Annotated in this window: 16 protein-coding genes; 13 read left to right on the top strand and 3 right to left on the bottom strand. The window is 39.1% G+C overall.

The genetic code is table 11. The annotated features are described in order from the left end of the window. The first annotated feature begins 330 nt into the window (after positions 1-330). The 5 genes from ABD985_RS20940 to ABD985_RS20960 all read left to right on the top strand — a co-directional run bounded on the left by ABD985_RS20940 (position 331) and on the right by ABD985_RS20960 (position 5,037). The gene (locus ABD985_RS20940) at positions 331-1,320 is read left to right on the top strand and encodes a beta-ketoacyl-ACP synthase III (protein ID WP_345375257.1); all 990 of its coding nucleotides are present in this window, start codon (positions 331-333) and stop codon (positions 1,318-1,320) included. A gap of 99 nt (positions 1,321-1,419) precedes the next feature. Beyond that, positions 1,420-1,989, top strand: coding sequence for an elongation factor P (efp, locus tag ABD985_RS20945; RefSeq protein WP_345375259.1), 570 nt, complete (start codon positions 1,420-1,422; stop codon positions 1,987-1,989). A 153-nt stretch (positions 1,990-2,142) separates the two neighbouring features. Further along, positions 2,143-2,667, top strand: a complete 525-nt coding sequence (gene accB / locus ABD985_RS20950) for an acetyl-CoA carboxylase biotin carboxyl carrier protein (RefSeq protein ID WP_345375261.1) — start codon at positions 2,143-2,145, stop codon at positions 2,665-2,667. 60 nt (positions 2,668-2,727) lie between these two features. Further along, positions 2,728-4,071, top strand: a complete 1,344-nt coding sequence (gene accC, locus ABD985_RS20955) for an acetyl-CoA carboxylase biotin carboxylase subunit (RefSeq protein ID WP_345375263.1) — start codon at positions 2,728-2,730, stop codon at positions 4,069-4,071. A gap of 306 nt (positions 4,072-4,377) precedes the next feature. Further along, a complete protein-coding gene (locus ABD985_RS20960; protein WP_345375265.1) occupies positions 4,378-5,037 on the top strand; it encodes a hypothetical protein in 660 nt (219 codons plus the stop codon). A gap of 64 nt (positions 5,038-5,101) precedes the next feature. Here ABD985_RS20960 and ypfJ read toward each other — a convergent pair whose 3' ends face one another. After that, on the bottom strand, positions 5,102-5,968 hold the full coding sequence (gene ypfJ, locus ABD985_RS20965) for a KPN_02809 family neutral zinc metallopeptidase (protein WP_345375267.1): 867 nt from the start codon (positions 5,966-5,968) through the stop codon (positions 5,102-5,104). Between the two features lie 155 nt (positions 5,969-6,123). On the opposite strand from ypfJ, the gene ABD985_RS20970 reads away from it, so the two are divergent. The 6 genes from ABD985_RS20970 to ABD985_RS20995 all read left to right on the top strand — a co-directional run bounded on the left by ABD985_RS20970 (position 6,124) and on the right by ABD985_RS20995 (position 13,610). After that, positions 6,124-7,371 carry a DEAD/DEAH box helicase gene (locus ABD985_RS20970; RefSeq protein ID WP_345375269.1) on the top strand — a complete coding sequence of 416 codons (1,248 nt, stop codon included), beginning with the start codon at positions 6,124-6,126 and terminating at the stop codon, positions 7,369-7,371. 204 nt (positions 7,372-7,575) lie between these two features. Beyond that, positions 7,576-8,229, top strand: coding sequence for a hypothetical protein (locus ABD985_RS20975; RefSeq protein WP_345375271.1), 654 nt, complete (start codon positions 7,576-7,578; stop codon positions 8,227-8,229). A gap of 159 nt (positions 8,230-8,388) precedes the next feature. Beyond that, positions 8,389-9,948, top strand: coding sequence for an AAA family ATPase (locus tag ABD985_RS20980; protein WP_345375273.1), 1,560 nt, complete (start codon positions 8,389-8,391; stop codon positions 9,946-9,948). Further along, positions 9,929-11,413, top strand: coding sequence for a VWA domain-containing protein (locus ABD985_RS20985; RefSeq protein ID WP_345375275.1), 1,485 nt, complete (start codon positions 9,929-9,931; stop codon positions 11,411-11,413). Before ABD985_RS20980 ends, ABD985_RS20985 begins: the two co-directional genes overlap by 20 nt. 139 nt (positions 11,414-11,552) lie before the next feature. Then, positions 11,553-11,996 carry a hypothetical protein gene (locus ABD985_RS20990; RefSeq protein ID WP_345375277.1) on the top strand — a complete coding sequence of 148 codons (444 nt, stop codon included), beginning with the start codon at positions 11,553-11,555 and terminating at the stop codon, positions 11,994-11,996. A gap of 216 nt (positions 11,997-12,212) precedes the next feature. Next, positions 12,213-13,610: a tyrosine-type recombinase/integrase gene (locus ABD985_RS20995; protein ID WP_345375279.1), complete on the top strand. Its 1,398-nt coding sequence runs from the start codon at positions 12,213-12,215 to the stop codon at positions 13,608-13,610. Positions 13,611-13,630: 20 nt separating this feature from the next. Here ABD985_RS20995 and ABD985_RS21000 read toward each other — a convergent pair whose 3' ends face one another. Together ABD985_RS21000 and ABD985_RS21005 are read right to left on the bottom strand one after the other, a co-directional pair. Then, on the bottom strand, positions 13,631-15,370 hold the full coding sequence (locus ABD985_RS21000) for a PAS domain-containing sensor histidine kinase (RefSeq protein WP_345375281.1): 1,740 nt from the start codon (positions 15,368-15,370) through the stop codon (positions 13,631-13,633). Between the two features lie 473 nt (positions 15,371-15,843). Continuing rightward, a complete protein-coding gene (locus ABD985_RS21005) occupies positions 15,844-16,959 on the bottom strand; it encodes a hypothetical protein (protein WP_345375283.1) in 1,116 nt (371 codons plus the stop codon). A 130-nt stretch (positions 16,960-17,089) separates the two neighbouring features. Between ABD985_RS21005 and ABD985_RS21010 the strand changes: the two genes are divergently transcribed. Both ABD985_RS21010 and ABD985_RS21015 read left to right on the top strand, forming a co-directional pair. After that, positions 17,090-17,728, top strand: a complete 639-nt coding sequence (locus ABD985_RS21010; RefSeq protein WP_345375285.1) for a polysaccharide deacetylase family protein — start codon at positions 17,090-17,092, stop codon at positions 17,726-17,728. Between the two features lie 37 nt (positions 17,729-17,765). After that, positions 17,766-19,010 (top strand): aminotransferase class I/II-fold pyridoxal phosphate-dependent enzyme, encoded by a 1,245-nt coding sequence (locus tag ABD985_RS21015; protein ID WP_345375287.1) that lies wholly within the window; start codon positions 17,766-17,768, stop codon positions 19,008-19,010. Positions 19,011-19,041: the final 31 nt, after the last annotated feature.

Below are 19,041 nucleotides of genomic sequence, written 5' to 3' on the forward strand. Positions count from 1 at the left end.
TCCGTACGCAGGGTGGTGTGAGAGGACAGGTAGGGAACTAATCCCTACCTTCCTACTCGATTGACTAAAAAAAATGATCCTTATATAATCCATTTTTTTTGATAAAAATTCATTTTTTACCTAATTACAGTTATTGAAAAAGACATCATTCATTCATTTAAAAAGGAACCCTAAAAATTAAAAACTTCATTGCTGATAGTAGAATTTATTGAACCTCTCTTATATATTTGGTAGATTTTTCACGGCAAAATGATAGAGATTCTTAATTTTTCACAATTGAGAATCTATTTCTATTAGGGTCCATCCTGAGAAACAAAATAAACGAATCTAATGAACAAGAAGATCAGAGCAGCGATTACAGGTGTAGGAGGCTACGTTCCAGAATATGTATTGACGAACGAAGAGCTTTCTACCATGGTAGAGACAAATAACGAATGGATTCTGGAGAGAACAGGAATCAAGGAAAGAAGAATTCTGAAAGGAGAGCGAGGAACATCCTATATGGGTGCGAAGGCAGTTCAGGAACTATTGGAGAAAACGGGAACAAAGCCGGAAGAAGTAGATTTGATCATTTGTGCTACCGTGACACCAGATATGGTCTTCCCCGCAACAGCCAATTTGATTGCTGCAGAAGTTGGTGCATTCAATGCGTTCAGCTATGATATTGCAGCGGCTTGTTCAGGGTTCTTATATGCAATGAGTACAGGTTCCCAGTTTATCAGCAGTGGCACCTATAAGAAAGTAATTGTAGTGGGTGCAGATAAGATGTCTAGCATCATCGATTATGAAGATCGTACAACTTGTATTCTTTTTGGAGATGGGGCAGGTGCAGTGATGCTTGAGCCTACAGAAGAAGAATATGGTGTAATGGACTTTGTATTGAAATCAGACGGTAGAGGTGGAGATGCATTGAAAATGCCAGCAGGAGGGAGTTTGAAACCAGCTTCTATTGAAACAGTACAAAACAGAGAGCACTTTGCTAAGCAAGATGGAAGAACGGTCTTCAAGCATGCAGTATCCAATATGGCAGGAGTATCTGCAGAGGTTATGGAGCGCAATAACCTTACTGGGGATGATGTTGCTTGGTTGGTACCACATCAGGCTAATAAGCGTATTATTGATGCTACAGCAAACCGTATGAACATCGGTCCGGAGAAGGTAATGTTGAATATTGAAAAGTATGGCAACACTACCGCTGCAACCTTGCCTTTGTGTCTATGGGACTATGAGAATCAGCTAAATAAGGGAGATAATATTGTTTTTGCAGCTTTTGGTGGCGGTTTCACTTGGGGTGCCCTTTACTTAAAATGGGCCTATTAATAACTAAAAACAGCGTTTTTTAGGGTATTTTTTATAAATTAGCCGCTTCAAATTACATTATTACACAAATTAGTGATATCGCACTAGAAAGCTAATTGTATGGCATCTACATCAGATTTTAGAAATGGCCTGTGTATTGAGTTTAACCATGACATCTATGCCATCGTTGAATTCCAGCACGTAAAGCCAGGAAAAGGACCAGCTTTCGTAAGAACAAAGCTGAAAAGTATCAGAACAGGCAAGGTTATTGATAACACTTTCCCTTCTGGTCACAAAGTAACGACCGCAAGGATTGAAAGAAGAAAGCATCAATTCCTTTACAGGGACGATATGGGATTGAACTTCATGGATACGGATACTTACGAGCAGGTAATCGTTCAGCCAGCAATGTTGGAAAACAACGACTTGTTGAAAGATGGAGAATTTGCTGATATTCTATTCCACGTGGAGAACAACGACGAGATTATCGGTGCAGAACTTCCTCAGTTCGTAGAGCTGGAAGTAGTATACACTGAGCCAGGCGTTAAAGGCGATACTGCTACCAATGCAACAAAGCCTGTGAAACTGGAAACAGGAGCCGAGATTCAAGCACCTTTATTTATCAACCAGGAGGATGTTTTGAAGATTGATACCAAAACACGTTCATATGTTGAAAGAGTGAAGAGATAATCACTTTTAAAAGCCGGAAAATCAATACTTTCCGGCTTTTTAAACGTACAGACAACTTTTAGAAATCTATTAAACGGAGATTATCATATTACGATAAATCATCCCAACACACGATATATACATTAAACTTAATCTCACAAATAATATCATACTATGAAAGCACCAGAAATTAAAGACCTTATCAATTTTATTGCTAGTTCAGGCTTACAAGAAGTTGACGTAGAAACAGCTGAAATCAAGCTACACATTAAGAGAAATATCGATCAGGCAGCAGCTTCTTCTTTCCGTTCAGAAATCCCTACTTCGATGCCTGTAGCAGCTCCAGCTCCAGTGGCGGCTCCAGTAGCGACAGAGGCTCCAGCAGTTGAAACACCTGCGGCGGCTCCAGCACCAGCTCCAGCGGCAGCAGAGGCTCCAGTAGCAGAAGATACATCTAACTATATCGAAATTAAGTCACCTATGATTGGTACATTCTATACTTCTCCAAATCCTGATTCTCCAGTGTTTGTTGAGGTAGGAGATACGGTTAAGAAAGGTGATACGGTTTGTATCGTTGAGGCGATGAAATTATTCAATGAAATTGAATCAGAGGTATCTGGTAAAATCGTAAAGATTTTGGTGGAAAATGCTTCTCCAGTAGAGTACGATCAGCCATTGTTCTTGGTAGATCCAGCTTAAGCAATAGCTATACGATACTGTAACTGAAGATATTTTTTACTAACTAAAACTTGTAAGGTCGTGTTTAAAAAAATACTTATAGCCAACAGGGGAGAGATCGCTTTACGTGTTATTAGAACCTGTCAGGAGATGGGGATTAAAACCGTAGCAGTCTACTCTACTGCTGATAAAGATAGTTTGCATGTTCGCTTTGCGGATGAAGCCGTATGTATTGGCCCTCCTCAAGGAACATTGTCTTACTTGAATATTCCTAATATCATTGCAGCAGCAGAAATCACCAATGCTGATGCGATTCACCCAGGATATGGATTCCTAGCTGAAAACGCAGAGTTTTCTGCGATCTGTGCTGAAAATAATATCAAATTTATCGGTGCTTCTGCTGACATGATCAACAGAATGGGAGATAAGGCAACAGCCAAAGCAACCATGAAAAGCGCCGGAGTACCTTTGGTACCGGGTTCTGATGGACTATTGTCTACGGTAGAAGAAGGATTGAAAATTGCAGAGGAAATCAAATACCCTGTAATCCTGAAAGCAACAGCAGGTGGTGGTGGTCGTGGTATGCGTATCATCAACGAGCCATCAGAGTTCCAAAAAGCATGGGACAGCGCTCGTCAAGAGGCTGGCGCAGCATTTGGTAACGATGGAATGTACCTGGAGAAATTCGTTGTGAATCCTAGACACGTAGAAATTCAAGTCGTAGGAGACTCTAGAGGTAGAGCTTGTCACTTATCTGAGAGAGATTGCTCTATTCAGAGACGTCACCAGAAGTTGATCGAGGAGACTCCTTCTCCAGCGATTACTCCAGAGATTCGTGAAGCAATGGGACAAGCAGCCATTAAAGGTGCTGAGGCCATTGGTTACGAAGGAGCGGGTACCGTAGAATTCCTGTTGGACGCTAACGGAGACTTCTACTTTATGGAGATGAACACCCGTATTCAGGTAGAGCACCCTGTAACTGAGCAGGTAACAGGATTTGACCTAATCAAGGAGCAAATTAAAGTGGCTGCAGGAGAGCCTATTTCTGGAAAGAACTACTATCCTAAAGCTTACTCTATCGAATGTCGTATCAATGCGGAGGATCCTGAAAACGATTTCCGTCCTTGTCCAGGTAAAATCATCTCGTTGCATTTACCAGGTGGCGCAGGAGTACGTGTAGATTCTCACGTATATGCTGGATACACGATTCCTCCATACTATGATTCGATGATTGCGAAATTGATCGTAACAGCTGATTCAAGAGAGGAAGCAATCTTGAGAATGAAACGTGCCTTGAACGAGTTTGTGATTGAAGGAGTGAAAACTACTATTCCTTTCCACCTGAAAATGATGGACAACGATCAGTTCAAGTCAGGTGACTTCACTACGAAGTTCTTGGATGACAATCCATACGAAACGTTATAAGCTTACTTTTTAGACAGTAAGGCTTTCGGTTCCGTAATTAAACGGAAAAAATATAGATGCATACAGGTAAAGGCAATCCAGTAATGGATTGCCTTTTTTCGTGGAATACCCTTATATTCATTTTGTTGAATCGTTGATTCGTTGAATTGAGCTTCGCTCCATTACATGGCGTCTTGATTCGAGTTGAATTGTTGTGTGAGTACCAATATCAATCAACAGTTCAACTCGAATCAACGATTCAACTCAATACGAAGTATTGAAATTCAACGGTTCAACAACTATTAATAACCTATCAATTACATAGCTATGAATAATAACCCATTAAAGTTTGTACTATTGGTACTGTTTACCCTAATCACCTTTCAAGGATATAGCCAGCGCATAGAGGTCACAGGATTTGGAGGCTTTCAGTTTGGAGGAAGTATTGATTTTATTGAAGGAGACCTGAAGATCAAGGATAATGGAAACTATGGTGGTATGATTGATTTTGCCATCACACCAAGAGTAATGCTGGAGTTAGGATATACCCGTATGGATACTCGGGCAGAATGGCGCCCTTACCCATTTTATCAAGCGCCACCGTTCAATTATGAGCGTAGGGACTTTGGAGCTTCGGTAGAATATTTTCAAATAGGTTCTTTGAAAAACTTCGGGGATCCAGATGGGGCATTTATTCCTTTTAGTCTTCTAACAGCTGGGTTAGTCCGCTTCAATGATAAAGAATTCAGAGGAGAAGACACCTGGCGTTTTTCCGTACTACTAGGAGGGGGGATGAAATATTTTATCAATGATATAGTTGGCATTCGACTACAAGGACGACTCATGCTCCCGATGTTCTTTGACGGTGTTGGAGGATATGTGGGAATTGGTACTGGAGGACCATCCACTGGCTTAGGAGTGAATACTACGATACCGATTGTCCAGGGAGATATTACGGGAGGATTGGTGTTTCGGATAAGAAAATAAAATGGTGAGTCATGAGTTATGAGTTTTAAATTTCAACTCATAACTCATAACTCATAACTCAGTATCACTGTATTGCTTCAAACGTATTTCCCTGTCTCACATCTCCAGTCTCATACCCTTTCCTGAACCATTTCATACGCTGTTCGGAGGTTCCATGCGTAAAGGCATCTGGCACAACATAGCCCTGAGCCTGTTTTTGTAAGCGGTCATCTCCAATCGCGTTGGCAGCATTGATTGCTTCCTCCAGATCACCGGATTCCATAATATCTTTCATCTCATCAGCATGTCGTGCCCATACTCCGGCATAAAAGTCCGCTTGAAGCTCCAACTTCACGGAAAGCTTATTGTATTCTTTTTTACTTATTCTTCCGGATTGCCCATGTACTTTGTCAGTAGTTCCCAGTAGATGCTGTACATGATGCCCCACTTCATGGGCAATAACATAAGCCATCGCAAAGTCCCCAGGAGCTCCAAAACGATTTCTCAGTTCGTCATAAAAGCTAAGGTCTATATAGATGGTTTGGTCTGCCGGACAGTAAAAAGGGCCGGTAGCAGCACTTGCATTACCACAGCCTGAACGGGTAGCACTCGTAAACATGATTAACTTAGGTTCTTTGTAGGTTAAATTATTCTCCCGAAAAAGTTTATTCCAGACATCCTCTGTATCCGCCTGTACTACCGAAACAAACTCTGCAAGCTCATCTTCTTCTGCTGATGGGGTATATTGACTACCTCTGTGACTTTCCGTTGTTACATTCGTCACTGTATTTACTAAACCTAAATACTGTAAGGGGTTGCCTCCTAGTACAAAGGATAAAACAATAGCGATTAAAAGACCACCAAGTCCCAATGTATTTCGTTTACCACCTCCTCCTGTTGACCTTCGCTTGTCAACGGTGTTTTGACTTTTTCTTCTTCCTTTCCAACGCATTTTATCTAGAATAACGTGATTTAAGACTTATTTACATTTTCAATACTCATAATACCCCCTTAAAAGTTCCTGAATATAAGAGTAGTCGCATTTCTATGGCTATAGTTTGTTATAAGGTATAGAGACAAATAGGTTATAATCCGTATTTTTGTACCATGAAATTTGAGAGATATCAATTAGATAATAATATTGTTCGTGCCCTTCAGGAGGAGCGCATGATTAGAGCAACAGATATTCAGCATAAATCCATTCCTCATATTTTGGAAGGAGAGGATCTATTAGCCATAGCACAAACCGGTACCGGAAAAACCGCTGCTTATGTTATTCCTATTTTGCAAAAATTGGCGCGTCAGCGTTCAAGGGATAAAGGAATTCAAGCATTAGTGATGGTGCCTACCCGAGAACTAGCAAAGCAGACAGCTAAAACCTTTCAGGTACTAAGTAAGCACTTGAAAATTAAGACGACAGCGGTATTTGGTGGAGTAGAGCAAGACCCCCAGATTGATCGATTGAGAAAAGGAACCAATATTTTGGTGGCTACCCCAGGGCGGATGTTTGACTTGAAAAGTCAAGGGTATATTTCTTTTGAACAGGTAGAAACCGTTGTGGTGGATGAGGCTGATCAAATGCTAGACAGAGGATTCTTGAATGATATCTTGCAAATGATCAGTGTAATGCCTTCCAAAAGACAGACGTTATTCTTTTCTGCTACGATTGATAAGCATATCAAGAAGCTTGCCTATCGTTTGGTGAATCAGAAGGCGATTCGTATACAAATTGCACCAGAGGACAAGATCACCAAAAATGTAGATCATGGTGTAGCTATGATCGACATGGATGATAAGCGACTATACCTGGAGCAAATGGTGAAGGCCAATGATGATAAGCGCATTATAGCCTTTGTAAGAACGAAAGTAAGGGCCGAAAGGGTACAAAAAGCTATGGAACGTGTAGGTATTGAAGCATTTGCCCTGCACGGAGGTATTGAGCAAAAAGATCGTGAAGAACGTTTACAAATTTTCAGAGAAGGAAAGGTTAAGTTGCTGATTGCAACGGATGTTGTCGCCAGGGGAATTGACGTAAAAGGAGTGGAGTATGTCGTAAACTACGATATGCCGGAAGTTCCTGAAAACTATGTGCACCGTGTAGGACGTACGGGACGTGGTGAGGCAAAAGGTGTAGCCATCTCGTTTTGCGATAAAGGGGAGCTTCCTTTACTACAAGAAGTAGAGGAACTATTGGATAAAAAAATCGCAAGGATGGAGAAAGATGAAATTCATCTGGACAATTTAAGGCCAAAAGAAGAAAAAGGAGACTGGAAAGCTGTGATGGAAGAAATTCAGGATCTAGAGTATGAAATCAAAGAAAAGAAGAAGAAAAAGAAAAATAGAAAGAAGCGTTAAAAACTTAAGCTTTTCCTTATAAAAAGGAAAAGCTTTTTTTCTGTGTACAAAAAATGAAAATGTTGCACTATTTCATTAAAACCTCTAAAAGCCAGCAAGTTAGTAATGTGAGTCGCATGACTTTTGCTATATTATTTATAGCAGCACTATAACAAGATACATAGAATGTCTCATGTACTAATTAACCCAAACTATCAATAACCTATGAATAAATCTTTCAAGAGCTTTCACGCTTTGCTAATATGTGTACTACTATGCCCAACAATGTATGCTCAAGCTTATCGTACGTATATTTTCGATAATTGGCTTCCCACTGAGGTTACTTTTTCCAATGGAGAAAGTATTCATGTAACTTCTGGACGCTATAACATTTTCTTCAGACAGCTAGAGATATATGACTCTTCATATGAGCACAATGAACATATCCGGGTTGTTGATTTGAATAAAATTAAAGAGCTCTCTTTTACCTTCAATGAAGGGGGAGGGCGTTTTGTAAAAAAGCGATATATCAATGGTCTTTATCTATCCTATAATACAGTGCCTATTTCGGGATTGCTTGAAGTGGTTTCTGAGGGACCCTTTAGCTATTTCAATAAAGTGTTTCTGGTCGGGAGAGGAGAACGTTTGGATAATGGACAGCCTGTCAAACTCAAGATGGATAATGTGCAGTACATAGGTAATCAAAATGGTGAAGTACAGGAGGTTGCTGATTACAATGAGAATTTCCTTACCGTTTTTGGTCCATTTAAAAGAGACATTGAAGCGTATATGGAACAAAAAAAGGTTAAACTCAATGGTAAAAATAAACATAAAATCATGGAGATGGTTGATTATGCAAATAAGCTGACCAAACCATGATTTTATAATAAAATAATTGGTTAAAACAGGAAAGGCTATTCATTATGAATAGCCTTTCCTGTTTTAACCAAAAATAAATAATCTATTTATATAGAAATAATCCACCATATTCTTATATTAATTTAATGTAATCATCCATTTTTTGTAAGCCAAATAACTATGAAACCAGAACAACACACACTATCACTTACAATCAAGCAACGAGCACACCGTATTCTAGATATTATTAGTCAAGGGCTTTATGAACGGGAAGAGGTAATGGCCATGGCATTTTTAGCAGCCATCGCTGGGGAGAGTATCTTTATGCTTGGACCGCCGGGGGTAGGTAAAAGTATGTTGGCCAGACGCCTTAAGTATGCTTTTAAAGAAGGACGCTCCTTTGAGTATTTAATGAATCGCTTTAGTACACCAGATGAGATTTTTGGTCCGATCTCTATTTCAAGATTAAGTAAGGAAGATAAATATGAACGTATAACAGATAGTTATTTGCCAGGAGCTACAGTGGTGTTTTTGGATGAGATTTGGAAAGCAGGACCTTCTATTCAAAATGCATTATTAACGGTAATTAATGAAAAGCTCTATAGAAATGGAGAACAAGAAATCAATGTAAAATTACAGGCATTGATCTCTGCTTCAAATGAGTTGCCCGAGAAAGGGGAAGGGTTGGAAGCTTTATGGGACCGTTTCTTGATTCGTTGCTTTGTCGATCGCATCTTGGACGAAGAAGCATTCTATTCCATGATCACTTCCCTGAATACAACGGACGATGTCGAAATTGAAGAAGCATTGCGTCTGCAGGAAGAAGAGGTTAAACAGTGGAGTTCGGAAATCAATCAGATCAATGTTCCTGAAGAAGTACTAAGCGTTATTACGGTGATTCGTAAGCTTATCGCCCGATATAATCAAGGAAATATCTCAGAAGAGGAGCAAGTATATGTTTCGGATAGGAGATGGCGGAAAATCATACGATTATTGAGAACATCAGCCTTCTTAAATGACCGTACCGCTGTCAATCTAGTCGATTGTTTACTGATCTCACACTGTTTGTGGAGTACACCCAAACAAATAGAAAAAGTAAAGGAATGGGTCAACGAGGCCGTTTACGAATTTGGATGGCAGAAAAAGTATAACCTTAAATCCGTTAACCGACAGGTTGAGCTTTATAGTCAGGAAATTGAACATAAAACCAAGGAGGAAAAGGAGCTGTACATGACCGTACCTAAATTGATTGATAACAAGTATTATCAGCTGGACGGTTTTAATAGTTGGCATGACAAAATTCTGGTAGACGATTTTGAGTTACTTTCAGGAACCTCCGTAGACTGTAAGCTTTATGCGCAAACAGGAATGGGAGAAGTATACGAGCTTAGTAAAATCTCTCCTACGGAAGTTGAAATCAGAATAGGAGAAGGGTATCAACGCTTTTCACTGATCACGCATGAAGAACACCGAAAAGGGATGGTTGCCAAGCCTACAAGTACTCCTGTTGTTAAACAACTCAATGAAACAGCCGAAAAAATCATAACCTATCTAAATGGAGTAGCACTTGAACTTCAAGAAACCAGAGAGCGTATTATGGATAAAGATGGGCACCTGTTCATCAGCCACAAACGTAAACTGGAAATGGATGATTTTCTAAATGGAATCATGCAAGAAGTATTGGATATGAAGTTGAAAGTGCAAAAAATGAAAGATAGTTATGGAGGCAACCTTGTCTGAGCGTATTGAACGCTTTGTATTATTTGGAAATATAGGAAACCAGGAAGATCGTACCTTCTTCGGAAATTACCTGAAAGCATTATTGGGAAAAGGTACTTTGGAAGAGCCTACTAGTATTCCTGAGCACCTATTGCCCTATGTGCAAGCTGTGGAAGATATCCTTCTGACTCCTGGACTACAGGAGCGTATGGAACGCTATCCATTGATCAGAGAAAAAACCTTAACAGAAGTCTTGGATTACCTGGATGGTATTGCACTCCAACGTCCTCCCAAGAAGAAGTTTCGCTTAAACTTATCCCTATCGTTTTTTTCCTCTGGGAAGCAAAAGAAAAAAGAGCAAGGGGGGAAAGGAAAAAAGAAGAAGCAAGGTAAAATGGGACAGTTGAGTAGTTCTTTGTCTGATATGATGGATAAAATGCTCAACAATCGCAATAAGCAACAGCGCTTTAAGAAAAGCCTACAGAAAAAATCGGAGAATGTAGAGAGAATCATGCACTTATCCCGTTTCCTTAAGCATGGAGACTCTCCTAAATGGGGTGATTTTGCAGGAAAATGGACAGAAAGTAATCTGGAATCTTTACATAAATATGAAGCCTTGCTCAATGATCAGCAAAGTATTAAAACGTTGGCTCGATTACTAGGGAAATATAGTGGTGCATTGCATGCCCAAGAGGAAGAGTCATTGAAAACCATTGCGATTAAGCCATTTCGACGAACCCTGAGTAAAGGCAGAAAGCAATTAGTAGGGGTTACGGAGAATAACGACTTGGCACACTTACTTCCTTCAGAAATTGCCTTGTTAGGAAATCCAGAAACAGAAGCTATCTTTTATAAGAAGTTTGCCGAGAAAAAACTGCAAACCTTTGAGCTTAAAGGAAGTAGCCAAGATAAAAAAGAGGAAAAAGAACAGAAAGAGAAGCAAAAAACCAATAAAGAACAGAAAGGTCCCGTTATACTATGTGTAGACACTAGTGCTTCCATGATGGGAAAACAAGAAGAAATCGCTAAAATGCTGAGCTTAGCGATTTTGAAAGAAGCCATCAAGGAAGATAGAAAATGCCTTTTAATGGCCTTTTCCAAAGAAGTAAAAACCCTGGACCTGTCTGATGCAACCCATAATATGGATACGCTCTTGCAGTTTCTTTCCATGTCATTCCATGGAGGGACAGATCCCAATGAAGCACTAACCCAAGGGGTAGAGTATATGCATCAAGAGGCTTTTCATACCGCTGATCTATTGTTGATCTCTGATGGAAGAATCCCTGTACCCGATAACTATACCCGCGTACGTATATTAACGGCACAACAAAAAGGAAATCGATTTTTCCATATCATGATAGCCAATAATGCACAAACTGGGAAAATCAATGAGTTCAATGCAAATTGGTACTATAATCCTAAAAGTGAACATAGTCTAAAAGAAATTGCACTTTCTTTAAAACAATTACAACGTCCTTTGTCTTAATACTGATGTTAATTGTCTTTTATATAGGTGAAAAAATATGAATTTATGTTCAACGCATTGTGACCATTAAAATCCTTGATTGCCAATTATATAAAACTTATTTATTTTACCTGTATATCAATAAATCTTAGCTTGAACTATGGTTATTCACGAAACGCAAAAAGCAACGGTTGAATGGATCAATGATGGCAGAATTGTCAGAAAGTCTTTTAAGGGAAATATTGTTGGTAAGGAACTGAAAAAGGCTTTCAATGTTGGTCTGAAAACTTTTCGAAAGTACAATGCAAACAAATGGCTTTCGGACAATAGGGGAGTATCTGTATACTCCGATGAAGATATCCTATGGATCAATTCAGTCTGGCTTCCACAAATGGTAGAGTCGGGTTGGAGATTCTGGGCCATTGTAGAGGGGCGAAATGGGCTAGATCAAAATATGATCAATAGTCTGCAATCCAATTTCAATAATAATGGCATACAACTTCAGGTGTTCAAAAATATGAATGATGCCGTGAAGTGGTTGAAGGGATTTAAGAACTCTTTTGGTCGTCGAAAAACACGAAAGCTTAAGGAACTCTCTAAGTAAAAATGGTACAGATGTACACTGATGAAAATGGTGCACATCTGTTTATTTTTAAGATAAAAATGAAGCATAATATCTATAAAGATGTTATAATTACCAATTATTAATTATTATATTTGTAAATGCATATGAGCAAATATTGTTAATACGCATAGGCTCATATTAAATTAATTATATGTTTGAAATTTGAATATGTAAATACATATAAGTATTCATATAATGAAAATTCAGCCGATTGATCAAAATAGGGGAGTAGGGAGCATTTTTGAGGAAAACAAGGGTAAGTTACCCCTTCAGGAGATTACAGAGTTGTTTGAGAAGTACCTCTATCAAGCACTAGGACTCACTTGGGGAGATAAAAATAACGCAGCATATGTAGCGCATAGACCTATGATCTCCAAGGCTAAGTCCAACTTCAGTTTATTTCTTAAGTTTTCTATCCAATACCGTAAAGGAAATTTGAAAGAAGCGGACGCTGCTTTTCATCGCTACGAACTGCATTTACAGGAGGAGCAAGAAAAAGAGCGAATTACGGCTAATAGACATTCGTATTTGAAAATGTATGCATACCAGTTTCGTAAGCACCCGAACCTAAAAGGATATATTGCCTGGCTGCAGGATAGCCAGATCAAAGGTGTTTATCTTCCTGCTGACACCTACCAACAGATACAGGGACATCCATTGGTCATTGAGTTTGGGGAATGGCTCAAGATACACTCCCGACTTAATCGTCCAACGCGGTATGCACAGGTAGCCTGTAATGGTGTTTCTGCATTTCTTCATTGGATGCAGGAGCATTATGGGCAAATACAGATTAATGCCTATGAGGTCAATACTTATATTAAAAGTCAGCGGCATTTATCAGTAAGTACCCAGAATAAATACCTGGAATGGATCAAACGTTTCTGTACGTTCTATTTACAACGTATGGAAAAAAATACTCCTTTTGCTGAAAGGGATGAACGCTTCCACAGCGCAGCGGAAGAAATTAAAGCGGTTTTGCAGCTTAAATCATTGGAAGGGTACGAGCAAGAAGTTCTTCGTATTTCGATACCAGACGATCACCTGGAGAAAATGTATGCGTTAGCGGAAGACAGAATGGCGTTACTATTAGATTTGGGGATTTCTATGGGACTAAGGGCCAGCAGTATGCTCTTTCTAAAAGTAAAGGACATTGACTTTAGCCGCGAACGTATGTCCGTTTTTCTTAAGGGAAGAAATCAACCTTATAACTTGCCGGTTCCATTAGCATTACTGAATACCCTTAAAGAATGGATTATAACGAACAAGTTACAGGCAGAAGATCGTATTCTTGGCTTTAAAGGAGATAATACTTCTAATATATCCTCATACTTTACGCTATTTCTTAAGAAGAATGGACTTCGGTATGCAGAAAAAGAAGGACAGCTCTATAAATTGTCATTACATAACCTAAGGCACACCTTTGCGTACCGTTCCATTGATCGTTTTGGGTTATTAATGACCAGTCGTTTATTATGCCACCAGTCGGTAGAAACCACGGAACGTCACTACCTCAAAGATCGTTTGAGTGACACCCTGTATCGTATTTATCATTTGAAGGAGGAAGAAGTAAGGCATATGAAAAACTTGTATTAATCTCGAAACCTAAAATGGGGCTACACTACTGAGGTAGCCTCCTCAGAATTTTTATATGGATTATCTTTTTGTTCTATAGGAAGAGAAATAATAAAAGAACTGCCTTTATTGACGTCACTTTTCACAGTGATACTTCCTTGATGAAGTTGAATGAACTTGTGAGCTATACTTAGCCCTAATCCTGCTCCTTTGGTATTATCTGCATTATGTCCTCTGAAAAATGGTTCAAACACATGTTCCAGATTATCTTTTGGAATACCCATTCCTTTATCTTCGATTATAATAAGTGCTCGTTTCTCCCAATACTCCAAGGTTACATGTACATCTTTTTCAGAGTACTTTAAAGCATTGCTGATTAGTTTCTTGATTGCTTCTTGTAATAAGGAGCCGTCAAAGTCCATATAGCAAGTTTCCTTATTTGTATGGTAATGCACAATTTGTCCTGTGGTAGATGCTATATTGAAAGGCTTAATAATATCAATCAGGTACTCATTCAGGTTTCCCAAAAGAGGCGTAAAAATCATCGTATGTTGGTCCAGTGCTTTATACGCCAGGATAGAGGCTAAAAGATTTTCTAATTGAAGGAACCCTTCATCTTGTCTTTCTAATAATTTCTTTAACGTTTCTTGTCCTTCACTCATCTGTGGCAGTACTTTTTTCTTAGCCAAGATACAGGAGGACTTGATAATGGTAAGGGGAGTACGAAACTGATGCGACATGGTAAGAATAAATGCCTCTTTCTGAGCATTCAGTGTTTTCTCCTTTTCCAGGGATGACCTCATATTATACTCAAATTCCTTTTTCATGGTCACATCCTGTATGATTACATTAAACCCTGTATGAACATGTGCTTTTTCAAACTGTGCATACTCCTTCACTAATAAAGTCCGCATAGTTCCGTCAGGGTGGGGGAAGAGCAACTCATAAACAGCCTTTGAACTATTATGAAACAGTTCTTTTCTACGCGCTAACGCTTCTTTATTTTCTGGTACGGAAGTAATTATTTTATGAAAGCCTTCATATAAATCTATGGAAGAGTAGCCTAAAATATCTCCTGCTGAAGGGCTGATATACTTAATGTTTTGTTCCAGGTCCTCGCTAATTAAGAAAAAATCCTCTTTAACGCTGTCTAATAGTTTTTCATAATCCTTGGTGCTCTTTTCCAGATGTGTAATGTGTTCATTAAGGATCTTTTCTTGATGCTCTAGTTTTCGTTTAAAAATCAAAAATACACAACCCAAGGTCATGACAGCCATTAAAGTACTACTCACATTGTCTGCAGTTCTACTGATTTCTGATGGGTAATTATAGACCAATGAAGGATATAATAGATTAATGGCAACCAGCACAATAATTAAAGCAGCAATAATAAATGCCGTGCGCAAATGCACTTTATAGGGAGTTACCAAATTGATGAATAACTGAATTAAGATAATATACATCAATGGTGGTCCGGATATTCCTCCAGAGAAAAACCAGAGAATAATGGTTAAAGCAAAGCATTGAAAAATAAACCCTTTAAGTGCCAGAGAAAATATCCGTTTCGATCTGGATAAATACAATAAGAGTAATAGAAACGCACTGCTTATTCCCATGATAAGATAAGAGTACATATCCTCTTCAAAAAAGGAAAAAACAATTAAAGCGCTAATACCTATAAATGACAGTTCTATGAGAATTAGCAAATTGAGTATACGATGCTCAAAAGAGAAGTCTTTTTTATGACCAACAATGAAGTAATAGATAGCGTAAATCGACATTTTCTTGACTTGTTTTTTTACTATTAAGAGAAAAATTAGCCAAAAGTATATGCGTGAAAAGTACGTTTATAGACATATGTACAATATTATGGAGAATGTAACTTTTTAAGTTGTAATGATTGAATATTTGTATTGAACTATTCAAATGGATGTTAATGAGATGAGCAATAGAGTAGGGGATCAAGGGTCACTTTATTTTTTTATGGTCTACTATAGCGTATTCTTTAATACACACCTCTCTCCTCTACAGGGATATCGTTTTTTGAGGTAAATCAACAGGTATTATCAGACTAATTCTATTTTTTAAGAGGAAATAGAGTAGCTCAAATAGAGAAATTATAAGGCGTTAAATTATTATCTGAAATATTCTATTTAACATAATATAAATTATATAACAATTATAATCTATGAATTAGCCATCTAGTTCGTACGGCCGCGCCAGTGGCGCGGCCGTACATAAGCCATATAATGAATTAATCCCATCCCAAAGCCCTCAAGGAAACACTGGAGAACAACTGTATCTTTTTTTCCACCTCAATCTCATGATAAGGACTTCGGCGCACAATTTTAAGCTCATGCTTGGTATCTTCTTGCAGCTCCTCTCCTACAGCAATAATTCCGATAGACTCATCCAGAATCTCCAGGGCTTTCTTCAAGTGCTCGTGATACATTGGTACGGCAACATAATAGTAGTTACAGAAGGTGGCGTTTCGCTGTATCGCCTCAAAACTTTCGAGGTTATCTAAATGAGCAACGTCAGTCACGCCAAAAACCAATGGAAGCTTCCCTTTATCTTCTACATCTTTTCTTACTAAAGCTAGCAAGTCCATTCCTTCTTCATTTTTGACGGCATGTTCATCCACAAAGAAATTGACGAAAGAATTAAACTTATTGATTTCATATTGGTCCAATGTCAGGCTCACCCAACGACGGGTCCTCAGGGCATTGATAATATTGGCCTCCGTAATATCCTCGTCACTGATATGAAAACGCTGCATCTTCTGATAGTCTTTCATCAGCTGTACGTAGCGGTTCTCCTCAATACTTTTATTGACCTTAACGGCCTTGGCACTAAAAGGTACTTCATATTGTGGTGCGGGTTCCTCCTCTTCCACTTTAGGTTTTCGGCCCCGTTCTGTCTGTCCGCCTTTAAGGGGGCGATAGATCTTCCATAGCTCCTTGAGTTCGTGGCGCATCCCCTCCCCTTTCAGTAATCTTTCCTTTACGTTTTCTACAATACCTTCCGGAGCGATGGTACGTACCTTTCCAAACATTTCCAGCTGTTCAGGAGTTGTTTTCACGGTGCGCTCATCAATCTCCTCAATCGCTGGGATATTGTTGATTTCCATAAATACCCTTGCGCCAGACCGGGCACGCCATAAGGTAGAGATATTGACACCGCTTTTTTTGGACAGTTCCCGAACGTATTCTGTAAAGGAACGAGCCTTCACCTTATAAAGCTCTTGTTTCTCTATAGTATCTAAAAGCTTGGCCACTTTGAGCCAGTTACGACGGTCTTTCTGTATGATGATGTCAAATTCTAGTTCTACTTGCTTGAGTGCACGTAACATTTTCTTATGTTCGTCCATGGATAAGGCGTTTTGTGGAGTATTATGAGATATTTTATGATAAAATAACGATTTTAAACACACAAGAGCGGTATAATGCTTTAAAATTTGCAGTGAATATCGTAATATTAAATTTGTGCAATTATACCGAATGAAATTATATCAAAAAACTGGCTGGATTCACAAAAAATTATATCCTTCAGTGGTATGGAACATGGACACCCAACAGAAAGTCATCTATCTGACTTTTGACGATGGACCAATACCAGAAGTTACGGAATGGGTATTAAGAATATTAAAAGAACATCAATTACAAGCTACTTTTTTTTGTGTAGGAGACAATATTCGAAAAAACCCCTACGTCTTTGAGAAAATACTGGAAGGAGGGCATACAGCCGCAAACCATACTTTTAACCACTTGAGAGGATGGACAACCAAGAATGCGCTTTACTATGAAAACATTGAACGCTGTCATGCGGAAATCATGAAATTTACCCATGAGCCTAGGCACTTAAGCTACTTTAGGCCTCCCTATGGACAGATTACCCATCGACAAACCAGGCAACTGAAACAGACCTATAATATTGTGATGTGGGATGTTCTTAGCAGGGATTATGCCCCTACTGTGGAGCAAGAGGTTTGTTTAAATAATAGTATTAAACTGACCGAAAAAGGCTCAATCATTGTTTTTCATGATAGTATTAAGGCGCAAAGAAATATGAAATATACTTTGCCAGCTTACATTCAGCATTATGCTGATCAAGGGTATACATTCTTACCCTTACCATAGCTACTTATTTAATAAACATAAACCTAAAATTACTACCGTGGATTTATTTGAAAAACTACTACAAGACCGAGGACCTTTAGGAAGCCACTCCAAAATGGCACATGGGTATTATACCTTTCCTAAGTTAGAAGGAGAGTTAGCACCGGAAATGACCTTTAGGGGCAAGAAAGTGCTTAACTGGAGTTTGAATAATTACCTGGGGTTAGCCAACCATCCCGAAGTAAGAAAAGCAGACACGGAAGCCGCAGAAGAATATGGTCTGGCCTACCCTATGGGAGCCAGAATCATGTCAGGAAATTCCACGTTACTAGAAACTTTTGAAAAACAACTAAGTGATTTTGTAGGCAAGGAAGATACCATGGTGCTCAATTATGGCTACCAGGGAATCATGTCCGTGATTGATGCCCTACTGGATCGCCGAGATGTTGTGGTCTATGACTCTGAATGTCACGCTTGTATTATTGATGCCCTTCGTATGCATCAAGGAAAGCGTTTTGTATTCCCACATAACGATATAGAAAACTGTGAGCGACAGCTGGAAAGAGCTACCAAGCTAGTAGAAACTACTGGCGGAGCTATTCTGGTGATCACGGAAGGTGTATTTGGTATGATGGGTGATCAAGGAAAGCTAAAAGAGATTGTAGACCTTAAGAAGAAATACCCTTTCCGCCTGTTAATCGACGATGCCCATGGCTTTGGTACGGTGGGTGAAAAAGGAATCGGAACAGGCGAAGCTCAGGGAGTACAGGATGAAATTGACATTTACTTCTCTACTTTTGCTAAATCTATGGCCTCTATTGGTGCCTTTGTTTCTGCTGACGAGCAAGTGGTAGAGTATTTACGCTACAACTCCCGCTCTCAAATTTTTGCCAAAACACTTCCTAGTGCATTGGTAAAAGGTAATATGAAGCGTTTAGAATTGCTGATGGGACACCCTGAATATAAGGATAAGCTGTGGGAAATTGCAGATGCTTTGCAGTCAGGACTGAAGAAAGAAGGATTCAATATTGGAGATACGTCCTCTTGTGTAACACCAGTATTCTTGAAAGGAGGAACCAACGAAGCGGTGAACCTGGTAAGGGACTTGAGAGAGAATTTCAATATTTTCTGCTCAGTGGTAGCCTACCCTGTAGTGCCAAAAGACGTGATTATGCTGCGCTTAATTCCTACAGCAATGCACACTTTGGAGCAAGTAAAGGTCACTATTGAGGCATTTAAGGCCATTAAGCACAAGTTGGAGACCAATGTGTACGCTAATGAGCAACCTAAAATAATGTCATAATATTTGAGGATTTAAGGGAGAAAACTTCAAA

Source organism: Algivirga pacifica (assembly GCF_039543525.1).
Taxonomy (GTDB): domain Bacteria; phylum Bacteroidota; class Bacteroidia; order Cytophagales; family Flammeovirgaceae; genus Algivirga; species Algivirga pacifica.